Source organism: Blautia hansenii DSM 20583 (genome assembly GCF_002222595.2).
GTDB classification, from domain to species: Bacteria; Bacillota; Clostridia; order Lachnospirales; family Lachnospiraceae; genus Blautia; species Blautia hansenii.
Genome location: NZ_CP022413.2, coordinates 370,189 through 383,510 on the forward strand (window position 1 = coordinate 370,189; position 13,322 = coordinate 383,510).

General features: G+C 38.1%; 15 protein-coding genes, 7 tRNA genes and 2 pseudogenes. All 24 read left to right on the top strand.

Translation table 11 applies throughout. The features are described 5' to 3' along the window. Nucleotides 1-99: 99 nt before the first annotated feature. Nucleotides 100-1,221 (top strand): ComEC/Rec2 family competence protein, encoded by a 1,122-nt coding sequence (locus CGC63_RS01810; protein WP_040351034.1) that lies wholly within the window; start codon nucleotides 100-102, stop codon nucleotides 1,219-1,221. Nucleotides 1,222-1,253: 32 nt separating this feature from the next. After that, nucleotides 1,254-2,987 (top strand): ABC transporter ATP-binding protein, encoded by a 1,734-nt coding sequence (locus tag CGC63_RS01815; RefSeq protein WP_004221502.1) that lies wholly within the window; start codon nucleotides 1,254-1,256, stop codon nucleotides 2,985-2,987. A 36-nt stretch (nucleotides 2,988-3,023) separates the two neighbouring features. Next, the gene (locus CGC63_RS01820) at nucleotides 3,024-4,214 is read left to right on the top strand and encodes a pyridoxal phosphate-dependent aminotransferase (protein WP_040351073.1); all 1,191 of its coding nucleotides are present in this window, start codon (nucleotides 3,024-3,026) and stop codon (nucleotides 4,212-4,214) included. Nucleotides 4,215-4,233: 19 nt separating this feature from the next. After that, complete coding sequence (locus tag CGC63_RS01825; protein WP_004221497.1) at nucleotides 4,234-4,665, top strand: DUF1700 domain-containing protein; 432 nt, start codon at nucleotides 4,234-4,236, stop codon at nucleotides 4,663-4,665. A 282-nt stretch (nucleotides 4,666-4,947) separates the two neighbouring features. Continuing rightward, complete coding sequence (locus CGC63_RS15240; RefSeq protein WP_009247473.1) at nucleotides 4,948-5,112, top strand: hypothetical protein; 165 nt, start codon at nucleotides 4,948-4,950, stop codon at nucleotides 5,110-5,112. Between the two features lie 94 nt (nucleotides 5,113-5,206). Further along, on the top strand, nucleotides 5,207-5,539 hold the full coding sequence (locus CGC63_RS01830) for a rhodanese-like domain-containing protein (protein WP_009247472.1): 333 nt from the start codon (nucleotides 5,207-5,209) through the stop codon (nucleotides 5,537-5,539). Nucleotides 5,540-5,564: 25 nt separating this feature from the next. Next, complete coding sequence (gene yfcE, locus CGC63_RS01835) at nucleotides 5,565-6,110, top strand: phosphodiesterase (protein ID WP_004221491.1); 546 nt, start codon at nucleotides 5,565-5,567, stop codon at nucleotides 6,108-6,110. Further along, a complete protein-coding gene (locus tag CGC63_RS01840) occupies nucleotides 6,107-7,264 on the top strand; it encodes a THUMP domain-containing class I SAM-dependent RNA methyltransferase (protein WP_004221489.1) in 1,158 nt (385 codons plus the stop codon). Before yfcE ends, CGC63_RS01840 begins: the two co-directional genes overlap by 4 nt. A gap of 15 nt (nucleotides 7,265-7,279) precedes the next feature. After that, a complete protein-coding gene (locus tag CGC63_RS01845) occupies nucleotides 7,280-7,879 on the top strand; it encodes an XTP/dITP diphosphatase (protein ID WP_004221487.1) in 600 nt (199 codons plus the stop codon). Next, complete coding sequence (locus CGC63_RS01850; protein WP_004221484.1) at nucleotides 7,876-8,355, top strand: metallophosphoesterase family protein; 480 nt, start codon at nucleotides 7,876-7,878, stop codon at nucleotides 8,353-8,355. Before CGC63_RS01845 ends, CGC63_RS01850 begins: the two co-directional genes overlap by 4 nt. A 155-nt stretch (nucleotides 8,356-8,510) precedes the next feature. Then, a tRNA-Pro gene (locus tag CGC63_RS01855) sits at nucleotides 8,511-8,585 on the top strand. A gap of 35 nt (nucleotides 8,586-8,620) precedes the next feature. Then, nucleotides 8,621-8,691 (top strand) — tRNA-Gly (locus CGC63_RS01860). Nucleotides 8,692-8,720: 29 nt separating this feature from the next. Then, nucleotides 8,721-8,794: transfer RNA gene (locus tag CGC63_RS01865), tRNA-Arg, on the top strand. Between the two features lie 21 nt (nucleotides 8,795-8,815). Beyond that, nucleotides 8,816-8,889: transfer RNA gene (locus CGC63_RS01870), tRNA-His, on the top strand. Nucleotides 8,890-8,907: 18 nt separating this feature from the next. After that, nucleotides 8,908-8,979, top strand: a tRNA-Gln gene (locus CGC63_RS01875). 14 nt (nucleotides 8,980-8,993) lie between these two features. Beyond that, nucleotides 8,994-9,066, top strand: a tRNA-Lys gene (locus tag CGC63_RS01880). A 58-nt stretch (nucleotides 9,067-9,124) separates the two neighbouring features. After that, nucleotides 9,125-9,205: transfer RNA gene (locus tag CGC63_RS01885), tRNA-Leu, on the top strand. Nucleotides 9,206-9,549: 344 nt separating this feature from the next. Next, a pseudogene (locus CGC63_RS01890) lies at nucleotides 9,550-9,675 on the top strand (sporulation transcriptional regulator SpoIIID); the annotation flags it as partial. Nucleotides 9,676-9,840: 165 nt separating this feature from the next. Continuing rightward, a complete protein-coding gene (locus CGC63_RS01895) occupies nucleotides 9,841-11,520 on the top strand; it encodes an SWIM zinc finger family protein (RefSeq protein WP_154965437.1) in 1,680 nt (559 codons plus the stop codon). 106 nt (nucleotides 11,521-11,626) lie between these two features. Then, a complete protein-coding gene (locus CGC63_RS01900) occupies nucleotides 11,627-11,845 on the top strand; it encodes a DUF3791 domain-containing protein (RefSeq protein WP_004221472.1) in 219 nt (72 codons plus the stop codon). Further along, nucleotides 11,842-12,345, top strand: coding sequence for a DUF3990 domain-containing protein (locus tag CGC63_RS01905; RefSeq protein ID WP_004221467.1), 504 nt, complete (start codon nucleotides 11,842-11,844; stop codon nucleotides 12,343-12,345). Before CGC63_RS01900 ends, CGC63_RS01905 begins: the two co-directional genes overlap by 4 nt. A gap of 1 nt (nucleotide 12,346) precedes the next feature. Further along, on the top strand, nucleotides 12,347-12,577 hold the full coding sequence (locus CGC63_RS01910; RefSeq protein WP_004221465.1) for a hypothetical protein: 231 nt from the start codon (nucleotides 12,347-12,349) through the stop codon (nucleotides 12,575-12,577). A gap of 104 nt (nucleotides 12,578-12,681) precedes the next feature. Continuing rightward, nucleotides 12,682-13,275, top strand: coding sequence for a TOTE conflict system archaeo-eukaryotic primase domain-containing protein (locus CGC63_RS01915; RefSeq protein ID WP_242648434.1), 594 nt, complete (start codon nucleotides 12,682-12,684; stop codon nucleotides 13,273-13,275). Continuing rightward, nucleotides 13,256-13,321 (top strand): annotated as a pseudogene (locus tag CGC63_RS16040) (hypothetical protein); the annotation flags it as partial. The gene CGC63_RS01915 and the pseudogene CGC63_RS16040, both read left to right, overlap by 20 nt. Between the last annotated feature and the right edge of the window lies 1 nt (nucleotide 13,322).

A 13,322-nucleotide genomic window follows, 5' to 3' on the forward strand; every position in this document is an offset into this window, starting at 1 on the left:
CGCAGATGAACACAAAAGTTAAAATGTGTGTCTGCGGTTTTATTACATAATAAATGCTCCGTAAGGAGCGTGCTGCGGCAGGAAAAGGAGACAAAAGAAATGAAGACAAAAATGAGACGACTATTAGGACTTATACTTGCAATGCTTCTTTTTGTTGTGCCTCTTTGGGGCTGCGGGAAAGAGAAGATGCAGGGCAGCGTAAATTCTGATATTGCACAAAAGGCACAGACAGCAGGCGGACTTACGGTTCATTATCTGGATGTGGGGCAGGGGAACGCCATATTGCTTCAATCAGAAGGACAAACCATGCTGATAGACGGAGGCGCAAGAAAGAGCTCTTCCTTTGTAGTAAGCTATCTGGAAAAGCAAAAGATTGAAAAGCTGGATTATGTGCTGATTTCCCACTTTGACGAGGACCATCTGTCAGGAGCTGTGGGTGCTTTACATAAATTCCCCGTAGGTACATTGATTACTCCTGATTATGAGGCTGACTCTAATATTTTTCAGTCTTATAAGAAAATCGCAGAGGAAAAAGGATATCAGGCAGTTCATCCCAAGCAAGGACAGGAGTTTTCCTTGGGAAGTGCGAAATTTCGAATTATTTCCCCGGTGTCTTATGGTCATGAGGATGAAAACCAAGACTCCGTAGGCATTATTTTAGAAAACGGAGAACAGAAATTTTTTATCGGCGGAGATATCGGGCTGGAAAGTGAAAAAGAAATTTTAGACTCCGGTGTGGATATTCAGGCAGATGTGATGCTGATGAACCATCATGGCTCACATGTAAGTGAAGAATTTTTTAAGAAAGTTTCTCCCTCTTACAGTGTAATCAGTTGTGGAAAAGACAATAAATACGGACATCCCAGAGCAGATACCATGGAGCTTTTAAAGAAGTACGATGTGCCTGTATTTCGTACAGATTTGCAGGGGACAATTCTCATGTACAGTGACGGACAGGAGCTGACCTTTGAGCAAGAGCCTTGTAATGATTATACTCCGGGAGACAGAAGCGGGGCAGAGGAAGATGAGGACATACAGGAGTTTAATAACAGCAATGAGCAGGAATGTGACTTTGTCTTAAATGCGCATACAAAGAAAATCCATAAAAAAGACTGCTCTTCCGTAGAACAGATGTCGGAGGAGAACAGAAGCTATTATAAAGGGGACATCAATGCTTTATTAGACGCAGGGTACAGCGCCTGCAAGAGCTGTAACCCGTAAAAAGAAGGAAAAGATACAAAGGAGAATAGGAAATGAAAAAGACATTAAAGCAGTTGGCAGGTTATTATAAGCCCTATAAAGGACTTTTCTTTTCAGACCTGTTTTTCGCAGTGCTAGGAGCAGGAATTACCTTGGTAATTCCCCTGCTGGTGCGTTATATTACAAGTAATGTAGTGTATTATCCGGTAGAAAAAGCAGTAAACGTAATTATAAAGCTGGGAATTTTTATGATTGCGCTGGTGCTTTTGGAAGCCTTCTGTAATTTCTATATTGCCTATTATGGGCATCTGATGGGCGCCCGCATTGAGCGGGATATGCGAAATGAAATTTTCAGTCATTATCAAAAGCTGTCCTTTGCATTTTTTGACAATCAGAAGGTGGGACAGCTCCTTTCCAGAGTGACCTCCGATTTGTTTGAAATCAGCGAGCTTTTGCATCACGGACCGGAGGATTTGATTATTTCTATTATTAAATTTGTGGGAGCATTTATTATTCTGGCATTTATCAATATCCGTCTGGCTTTGGCTGCATTTTTCTTTATTCCGTTTTTAATTTTATATGCGCTTTACTTTAACCGCAAAATGGAAACGGCGTTTCAGAGAAACAGGGCCCGCATTGCAGATATTAACACACAGATTGAAGACAGTCTTTCCGGCATTCGTGTGGTAAAATCCTTTGCCAACGAGCAGGAAGAAATGAGAAAATTTAAAATCGGAAACCAGCGTTTTGTAGAGTCTAAAAAGCAGAGCTATCAGTATATGGGAACTTACTATTCCGGAATGGGAGCGTTTACCACATTGATTACTATTGTGGTGCTTCTGGTAGGAGCATTTTCTCTTACAAAGGGACAGATGCCCGTGGAGGATTTGGTAACGGTGCTTTTATACATCAATAACTTTACGGAGCCTGTGAAAAAGCTGATTAACTTTACAGAGCAGTTCCAGAACGGATATAGCGGATATGTACGTTTCCGTGAAATCATGGCGGTAGAGCCGGACATTACTGATGATGCGGATGCCTGCGAGCTTACCGATGTAAAAGGGGCGATTGACTTTGAAAATGTTTCTTTTTCTTATGAGGGAAATAAAGAGCAGGTATTAAAAAACGTAAATCTCAAGGTAAATGCAGGAGAGTATGTGGCTTTGGTAGGCGGCTCAGGAGCAGGAAAGACAACTCTTTGCAGCTTAATTCCACGTTTCTATGATGTGACAGAGGGACGAGTGCTGCTGGACGGGCAGGATATTAGAAAGCTTAAACTGCACAGCTTGCGAAGTAAAATCGGTATTGTACAGCAGGACGTTTATCTGTTTGCAGGAACAGTTATGGAAAATATCCGATACGGAAAACCCGATGCCACAGACGAAGAGGTCATACAGGCAGCTAAGGCAGCCAATGCCCATGATTTTATTATGGAGCTTGATGACGGTTACAATACGGATATCGGACAAAGAGGGGTGAAGCTCTCCGGAGGACAGAAGCAGAGACTTTCTATTGCAAGAGTTTTTCTGAAAAATCCGCCGATTTTGATTTTTGATGAAGCGACCTCTGCCCTTGACAATGAGAGCGAAAAAATTGTGCAGGACTCTTTGGAAAAGCTATCCGCAGACAGAACCACCTTTGTAATCGCTCACAGACTTTCCACAATCAGAAAAGCTCAGAGAATTCTGGTGCTGACAGAGGATGGAATTGCAGAAGAAGGAACACATCAGGAGCTTATGGAAAAAGAAGGAATTTACAGCAGTCTTTATAAACTTTCATTTTCATGATACAATGAGAAAAACGCAGGGAAAGGAATGGTTGACATGATAGCAGATAAGATGAAGGCATTGGTGAACAACAGCTCGGCAATTCGTGCAATGTTTGAAGAAGGAAAAAAACTGGCGAAGGAATATGGTGCAGAAAACGTTTATGATTTTAGTCTGGGAAATCCCAATGTGCCTGCACCGCCTGAGGTTCAGGCTGCAATGTGCGAAATTGTAAAGGAAGAAGACCCTGTTGTGCTTCACGGCTATATGAGTAACAGCGGATATGAGGATGTAAGACAGGCAGTGGCAGAGTCTTTAAATGAAAGATTTGATACTTCTTTTGAGAAGGAAAACATCATCATGACAGTAGGAGCGGCAGGGGGATTAAATGTAATCTTAAAAACCTTGTTAAATCCACAGGATGAGGTTGTGGTTATTGCGCCTTATTTCGGAGAGTACAATGCCTATGTGTCTAATTATGACGGGGTTGTCGTAGTAGTAAGCCCTGACACAAGAGATTTTAAGCCGAACTTAAAAGAACTGGAAGAAAAGCTGACAAAGCGGACAAAAGCGGTGATTGTCAATTCTCCCAACAATCCTACGGGAGTGGTATATTCAGAAGCAACCATTCAAAAGCTGGCAGATATTTTAAGAAGAAAGCAGCAGGAGTTTGGAACAGATATTTATCTGATTTCCGATGAGCCTTATCGTGAGCTGGTTTATGACGGTGTGGAAGTTCCTTATCTGACAAAATATTATGAAAATACCATTGTAGGATATTCCTTCAGCAAATCCCTTTCACTGCCGGGTGAAAGAATTGGCTATCTTGTCATTCCAAAGGAAGCGGCAGATGCAGAAGAAATTCAGGCAGCAGCCAATGTGGCAACCAGAATTTTAGGCTATGTGAACGCACCTTCTTTCATGCAGAAGGTAGTTGCCAGATGCTTGGAGGCAAAGGCGGACGTGCCTTATTATAACCGAAATCGTGAAGCCTTGTATCATGCGCTTACAGAAATGGGATTTCATTGCATTAAGCCGGAAGGCGCATTTTATCTTTTTGTAAAATCTCCGATAGAAGACGAAAAGAAATTTTGCGAAGCTGCGAAGAAGTATCATATTCTGATTGTGCCGGGTTCTTCTTTTTCCTGTCCCGGATATGTAAGAATTGCCTACTGTGTCTCTTATGAGACGATTTTGAATTCCTTAGACAGCTTTAGAAAGTTAGCTGAGGAATTCCATACAAAATGAGAGAAGGAGCGGGTGTAATATGACGAAAAGGGAGTTCTTGGAAGAATTAAAAGAAGTATTAAGCGAACAGCTTCCCCAAAATCAGGTGGCGGAGCATGTATCGTATTATATGAATTATATAGAAGAACAAAAACAAAACGAAAGCAGTGAAGAAGAGGTTTTGAATATGCTGGGAGACCCCCGTCTGATTGCCAGAACCATTCTGGATACTGCACCCAACAGCAGAGAAAATCAAAATTATTTTTATGAAGAGACCACACAAGATGTACAAAGTGAAGAAAAGAAGAAGGGATTATCCGGCAAAGCGAAGAAATATGTATATATTGGAATTGCTATTGCAGTTATCTTCTTAATTATTTCACTTATTACAACTTTATTATCCTTTTTACTGCCGATTTTATTGCCGGTAATCTTAATTTTCGTTGTGATTTCCATTGTGCGAAAGCGGTAGAAACAAAAAGAAATCCCTCATAGGGGAGCTATGAGGGACTTCGAGGGGAGTATAAATAATTAAATAAGGGGTTATAATGTAAAAAAAATTTTGAAGGGTAAATTCCTTTTACAACCCATATTATAATATAAAAGGAAAAAAAAGCAATAATATTATTTTTTTGTTAGAAAATTGTTAAAATTTAAGAAATATCAATTTAATATATTTTCCTGAGAATATTATTTTTGATTACAGGGATAATAAGACTGTAACGAAAAACATTTATTCAGGAGGTATTTCATCATGGCAAAAAACATGAACAACACAAATAAGAACAAAGCTGCATCTAATGCAAACAACATGAATAACACAAACAAATCCGCTGCATCCAACAGCAAAAATTCAACAAACTCATCTAACAGAAATGCAGCGGACAAAAATAATTCCAAATCAGAATACAGCTATTAAAAAAAGAGCCCCCTTGCAGGAAACTTCGGTTATTACCGGAGTTTCCTTTTTTTCTGCCGCATATACTAATACTAAAAGAAAAGGAATGAGAATTATGCTGAGTATTGATACGATTTCAGCAGAGGAATTAGATGCTTATGTAGGCAGACAGGATGCCGTTATTATAGATTTAAGAGACGCAGAGGAATATGAGAGAAGCCATGTAAAGACCGCAGTAAATATTCCATATGAGGAAATTCAAAGATGCAGAAGATTTCCGAAGGACAAATTGCTGGTATTGTATTGTAGCCGGGGAAGCAGCAGTCTCTTTGCTGCCAGAGAACTTATGAAAATGGGATATACAGTGAAATCGGTAGTAGGAGGAATACGATGTTATCGAGGTTCGAACTTGTATTTTTCTAATGTGCATAGTAAAATAAAAAAATAAAGTACACGATAAGGAGAAAAACAACATGAAATATATGTTTGCTTCAGATATTCACGGCTCTGCATATTATTGTAAAAAAATGCTGGAGGCCTATGAGCAGGAAAAAGCAGAGCGTCTGGTTCTACTGGGTGATATTTTATATCACGGTCCTCGAAATGATTTACCAAAAGAGTACGCTCCGAAGGAAGTTATCGCAATGCTCAATGCAAAGAAAAATGAGCTTTATGTGGTAAGGGGAAATTGTGAGGCAGAAGTAGACCAGATGGTTCTGGAATTTCCGATTATGGCAGATTACTGCATTATTATGGACGGGGAAAGAACTATTTATGCAAGCCATGGGCATGTATATAATGAAAATAATCTTCCGCCAATGAAAAATGGAGATATTTTCATTCATGGACATACCCATGTGCTGCGTGCAGAAAAGAAAGAAAATTATACAATTTTAAATCCAGGCTCTGTTTCAATTCCGAAGGAGGGCAATATTCCAACTTATGCTATTTTGGAAGATGGCGTATTCAGTATTCGTGGATTTGAAGGGGAAATCGTTAAGGAGTTAGAGCTTTCATGAAAATATTTGAATTAATAGCACCCTGTCATTTTGGACTGGAAGCTGTATTAAAAAGAGAAATACAGGATTTAGGGTATGAAATCAGCGAAGTAGAAGACGGAAAAGTTACTTTCTACGGAGATGCAGAGGCCATTGTAAGAGCTAATATTTTTCTGCGTACAACCGAGAGAATTCTTTTAAAGGTAGCAAAAATAAAAGCTACAACTTTTGAAGAATTATTTGATAAAACAAAGGCTTTGCCGTGGGAAGATTTTATTCCTGTAAATGGTAAATTCTGGGTTGCAAAAGCGAACTCTGTAAAGAGTAAATTGTTTAGTCCTTCAGATATACAGTCCATTATGAAAAAAGCAATGGTAGAACGATTGAAATCCGTTTATCATGTAGAGTGGTTTGAAGAAGATGGTGCCAGTTATCCGGTAAGGGTTTCTTTTATGAAAGACATGGCTACCATTGGTATTGATACAACAGGTTTGTCTTTACACAAACGAGGCTATCGCCAGCTTACCAGCAAAGCGCCTATTACAGAAACGCTGGCGGCGGCACTTTTGATGCTTACGCCATGGAACAAAGATAGGATTTTGGTAGATCCTTTTTGCGGAAGTGGGACATTTCCTATCGAGGCTGCCATGATAGCTGCCAATATTGCACCGGGGATGAACAGAAGCTTTTTATCTGAGGATTGGAAAAATATAATTTCCAGAAAACATTGGTATAATGCTCATGATGAAGCAAGAGATTTAATGCGTCTTGATGTGGAAACTGATATTCAAGGATATGATTTAGATGGTGAAATTGTAAAAGCTGCAAGAGAAAATGCTCGATGCGCAGGTGTCGAGAAACTTATTCATTTTCAGCAAAGGGATGTAAAGGATTTAAATCATCCAAAAAAATATGGTTTTATTGTTACAAATCCTCCTTATGGGGAACGTATTGAGGAGAAAGCAAACCTGCCTCAGCTGTATACTACCATAGGTGAAAGTTTTCAGAGACTGGATTCATGGTCTATGTATCTTATTACTGCTTATCAGGATGCGGAACGTTATATTGGAAGAAACGCAGATAAAAATCGTAAAATTTATAATGGTATGATGAAAACGTATTTTTACCAGTTTTTAGGGCCAAAACCACCTAGAAAGAAAAAATCTCTTGAGTAAAGGAGAAAGTGTCAAATGAGAAGATTGATTTTTGCTACCGGAAATGAACATAAAATGGTTGAAATCAGAGAAATTTTGGGAGAACTGCCTGTGGAAATCCTTTCTATGAAGGACGTAGGAATTAAAGCTGATATTGTGGAAAATGGGAATACTTTTGAAGAAAATGCTTTAATAAAAGCAAAAGAAGTATGTAAATTGGCAGGAGAAATGGTTCTTGCAGATGACTCTGGTTTGGAAATTGATTATTTGAACGGTGAACCGGGCATCTATTCTGCAAGATATATGGGAGAAGATACTTCTTATCATATTAAAAACCAAAATCTCATCGACCGTCTGGAAGGAGTTCCGGATGAAAAGAGAACTGCACGCTTCGTATGTGCCATTGCAGCGGCGTTTCCAGATGGAAGAAGCTTTGTTGTTCGTGGAACGATAGAAGGGATTATCGGATATGAAGAACGTGGTACCAATGGATTTGGATATGATCCGATTTTTTATCTTCCTGAGAGAGGAGTAAGCACAGCAGAGATTCCTCCTGAGGAGAAGAATAGTATCAGCCACAGAGGAAATGCATTGCGTAAGATGAAAGAACTTCTTGAACGTGAGGAATTGCTATGAGAGTATTGATTGTCAGTGATACTCATGGTCATGAGGAAAATCTGGAGCGTATTCTAACGGAAAAAGGACCTTTTCAGCATTTAATTCACTTAGGTGATGTAGAAGGGCAAGAAGACTATATTGAGGTTATTGCAGGCTGCCCTGTGCATATTGTAGCGGGAAATAATGATTTTTTTTCAGATTTGCCAAGAGAGGAAGACTTTTGGATAAAAAATTATCATATTTTTATTACCCATGGACATTATTATGGGGTTTCTGTGGGAACAGACAGGCTTTGTGAGGAAGCAGCATTTCGAAATGCCAAAGTGGCAATGTATGGACATACTCATCGACCAGAGATTGAGGAGAAGAATGGAATTACGATTTTAAATCCAGGAAGTCTTTCCTATCCAAGGCAAATAGGAAGAAAGCCCAGTTATATTATTATGGAAATAGATGGAGCAGGAAAGGCGAAATATACGATTTATTATTTGTAAGAAAAGTCCCAAATCCCTTGATTTATAAGGGGTTTGAGACTTTAATAAAAAAAATAAAAAAAATTTTAAAAAAAGTGTTGACTTTTTTAGAAAGTGCTGGTATAGTATACCTTGTCGCCGGGCAAGAGAGTTCGGAGGACAACAAAAAACACTTTCGGGGTGTGGCTCAGCTTGGCTAGAGCGCCTGGTTTGGGACCAGGAGGTCGCAGGTTCGAATCCTGTCACCCCGACTGTTTCTTAAAAAAAGAAATGTTATTTATTTTATGCGGGTGTAGTTCAGTGGTAGAACACCAGCCTTCCAAGCTGGATATGTGGGTTCGATTCCCATCACCCGCTTACGTTAAGCCCAAAAGGTTTAATGTGATGTGTTTGTAGCTCAGCTGGATAGAGCAACGGCCTTCTAAGCCGTGGGTCGGGGGTTCGAATCCCTCCAAGCACGTTCGCATCAAAGATGCACATGGTGGGTATAGCGCAGTTGGTTAGCGCGCCAGATTGTGGCTCTGGAGGCCAAGGGTTCGAATCCCTTTATCCACCCTAGCCGTAAGGCGGTCTTGGGCTATCGCCAAGCGGTAAGGCACAGGACTTTGACTCCTGCACTCGCTGGTTCGAATCCAGCTAGCCCAGTTTAATAATATTACGGAGCATTAGCTCAGTCGGTAGAGCACTTGACTTTTAATCAAGTTGTCCGGGGTTCGAATCCCCGATGCTTCACTGTTTAAAACAGCCAAGGTCAAAAACCTTGGTTATTTTTTTAAAACAATATAGATTTGCGGATATGGCGGAATTGGCAGACGCGCCAGATTTAGGTTCTGGTGTCCATGACGTGCAGGTTCAAGTCCTGTTATCCGCAGTAAGAAATGGTAGAAGATGTTTAAATACGACATTTTCTACCATTTTTTTCATTTTTTATTTATTCTGTAGTATCCGGATTATTAAATTGCTGAAAAAGTGTATTTACTCTGTCGGTGGCAGCGGTTAAATAGATTACACATAGTTATATTATCTATGTGAATTCCTAGAAAATGTATATGATTAACAAAAATTGAATATTCAGCAATACTTGCAAAAGAAAGTGATGTGGAGTAAAGTATAAAATACCATTTAGCCCTTGAGCGAGTTTTCTTTTTAAGCACATGGTATATTGTATAAACCGAAGACATACATTGTAAAAACAGCGTCTTCGGAGGCTTATCCTTGAAAGAATATATTGAAGAAAGGGCAATTGAAATAGCCAATTATATTATTGAAGAAAAGGCAACAGTAAGGCAGACTGCGAAAAAATTTGGAGTAAGTAAGAGTACGGTACATATAGATGTAACAAAAGAGGCGTTTTTGTGAAGGTTGTTTATGAGGTGAGGTAAAGAAGGAGAAGGCCGTAGAAATGCGGTCTTTTTCTTTTGGGTGATTTTATTGTGTTATGGGTGGAAATCGGTTAAAATAGAATATAGAAAGATTGTATTAGGAACGGTTGAGGGGATAAAGTCAATGAAACCATGGAAAGATTTGTTTCGTACACATATATTGGAACGTGGACTGAATTATTATGAGGAAGGTTATGTTACTTCATTGGAACAGACTTCGACAGGATATACAGCAGTAGTAGAAGGAACAGAGGATTATGATGTAGAAATAGAGATTCGGGATGATCGGGTTTATGATATGACATGTACATGTCCGTATGCAGAAGAAGGAAATTATTGCAAACATGTGGCGGCGGTTTTGTATGAGATAGAAGAAGGAGAACCAGATACAAAAATACCGGGAAATTATCTTCAAAAGGTTCAGGAACAAAATAAAGAATTGCAAGAGATTATTGCCGGAATTCCAATAGATGAATTACAGGAAATCGTATTTTCTCAGGCAACTTCGGATGAGTTTCTATATAATAGGATTATGACAAAGTATGCGCCGATAACACCGTGTCATATGATCAGATTGAAACAACAGGTAAATGATATCGGCTATCATTATTCTGACAGAGGCGGGTTTGTAGATTATTATCATGCAACAGATTATACAGATGCATTGAATACGCTTTTAGATGAAAATGTTCCGCTGTTATTGGAGAAAAATTATAGAATGGAAGCATTTGAATTAGTAAATTGTATCTTTTATGAGATTGGGAATCGAGATATAGATGATTCAGATGGAGGCACATCATTTGTAGCAGATAATTGTTACGAGTATTGGCAAACAATACTGCAAGAATGTAATGATAAAGAAAAAGAAAATATGTTTCAATGGTTTCAAGATCATCAGGAAAATTATGTAATTGATTATTTGGAAGATTATATTAGTGATTTTTTGCTGAATGAATTTCATGATGAAGAACTACTTCAGAAGAAACTTCATATGTTGGATGAAAAAATCGTTAAGTTTCAAAAAGAAAACTATAGTGGCGATTCGTATTCCGCATATTACGGTATGGTCAATAACATAATTACAAGGATATGTTTGATGGAAGAATTGAGTTATTCTAAGCAGGAAATAAAAGAATATCGGCAGAAATATAGGAATTTTTCTGAAATTCGGAAGATGGAAATACAGGAATATTTATCTGATAAAAAGTATGAAGAAGCCATTGCAGTATTGAAGGAAAGTAAAAAATTGGATGCGGACAAAGCCGGATTGGTAGCAGAATATAGTCAGCAATTAATTCAAATTTACGAAAAAAGAAATATGCAGAACGAATACGTGCAGGAACTGCAATATCAGGTGTTTGAATGTATGCAGCGTGATTTGGAATACATTGTCAAATTGAAAAAGCTGTGTAGTGAAACGGAATGGGAGGAGCAAAGAGAAAAATTTTTACAGGGGAAAACTTCTTATTGGATACGATATGAATTTTTAGTGGAAGAAGAATTATTTGAAAGATTGCTTCAGGAAATTCAAAAGAACCAGTCTGTTCATGTATTAGATCAATATGAAAAAGTATTGAAAAAGTATTTACCGAATGAAATCAGGGATATGTATGTGCAATATGTGAAAAAGGAATCAACTCGAACATCAGATAGAAAGTCATATAAGTATTTAATATCCTACCTAAAAAAGATTACAAAATATCCCGATGGCAAAAAGATAGCACGTGATATTGCAGAGTGTTGGAAGCAAGATTACAAAAGAAGACCGGCTATGATGGATGAGCTTCGAAAAGCCGGATTTTGATGTGTGATAAATAAAGTGAAGGAAAATTGTTAAGGAAGATGGGTAGTATGAGGAATTGCAGAAGTGAGTGTATTTTCAGTAGTTGTAAAATAATAGGAGGTTTTGTATGAGCGAAAAGAAAAAGAAAATAGGTTTTACTGTTGCATGTATAAATGAATTTGCACAACATTATAATCTCAGCATACAAGAAGCATTCCGTTACCTTTTTCAATTTAAAGGGATTGCGTTTATAAAAGAAAACTATGAAGTTGAACATACTTTAGATTTTGGAACAATAGTAGAAGACTTAGGAATATTGTGCCGAAAAAACGGAGGCGCGTTATGAGATTATATCACGGAAGTAATATTGTAATTGATAGTATAAATTTGGCAATGTGCAGACCATATAAGGATTTTGGAAAAGGGTTCTATTTGACAGACATAAAAGAACAGGCAGAAAATATGGCCGTAAGGGTGTCAAAGATTTATGGTGGTTCTCCCGTTGTCAATACTTTTGAAATACAAGATGATTTCAGAAAAATAGAGGATATCAAGGTTAAGGATTTCGGTTTGGAAACAACGGAAGAATGGGCAAAATTTGTCATGAATAATAGAAATCGAACATTTACAAATGTGAAAGGTATTTTGTGTAATAAGGATAACAAATATGACATTGTTATAGGACCTGTTGCGGATGATAATATGGCATTATTATTTCGTCAGTATGAAAATGAAATTATTGATTTTGAAACCTTGTTGAAAGGAATGATATATAAGAAGACATCGTCGCAGTATTCTTTTCATACAGAAAAAAGTATAAAACTTTTGCGAAAGGTAGGGAATTAATATGGGTAAGCAGGAACAATTAATAGAATATATCATTCAGGATATTGTTGATATGTTCTCTTCAGATCAGGATATAGAATATGATGAGGCTATGAATAAGTTTTATAATTCAAAAGTCTTTGAAAAACTTCAGGATAAAGAAACCGGTTTATATATGGAAAGTTCAAGATACGTATATGATCTTTTTAAAGATGAGATAAATTTCGGGCGTATTGTTCAAGCGGAAATATAAGGTTTATGACATATCTTTAATCAGAATACGGAAACGAGACTGGATGATAAGGCGACAAAGTATATCCGAATGGTACTTGTGTGTTGAGAATTGCAGGTGGCGGTATGAATATAGAAGCTTATGATGCGGAAGCTTTGAGGAGCATTGTTCGATTACTTGAATATGAAAATAGGATTTTAAAAGACAAATTGAAAAAAGAAAATATTCCATATGATGAGATCAATCCTTTTGAAGAGACGATAGAAAATGCAGAAGAGTATGATCTCGACCAAGGAGCGCGTATTGTACATCCTACGTTTATTACAGAGAAGATGGCGATACGCTTCTTTTCTATGTTTTGGGGAAGAGAGGATGTTTATGCCAGGCGCGGTAAGAATGGCGGCTATTTTCCACAATGTGATAATAGATGGGATGTTAAACTTTGTCCGAAACAGCGTGGAGAAAAGATATTCTGCGATGAGTGTGAAAATAAAAAATGGACAAAACTGGACGTGAAGAAAATCGTTGGACATCTGCTGGGATATAAAGAAGATGGTTCGGACGTAATCGGTATATATCCGTTGTTGTCGGATGGGACATGCAGATTTATCGTGTTTGATTTTGATAATCATGAAAAAGGTGCAGAAGCAACAGATTTTGCCAACGTGGATAGTGAATGGCAATCTGATTGCACTGCCATTGCAGGGACAGGCGCTTAAAAATGGAAACAGTGCATTTGTAGATGGAAATTGGAACGCTTATCCTG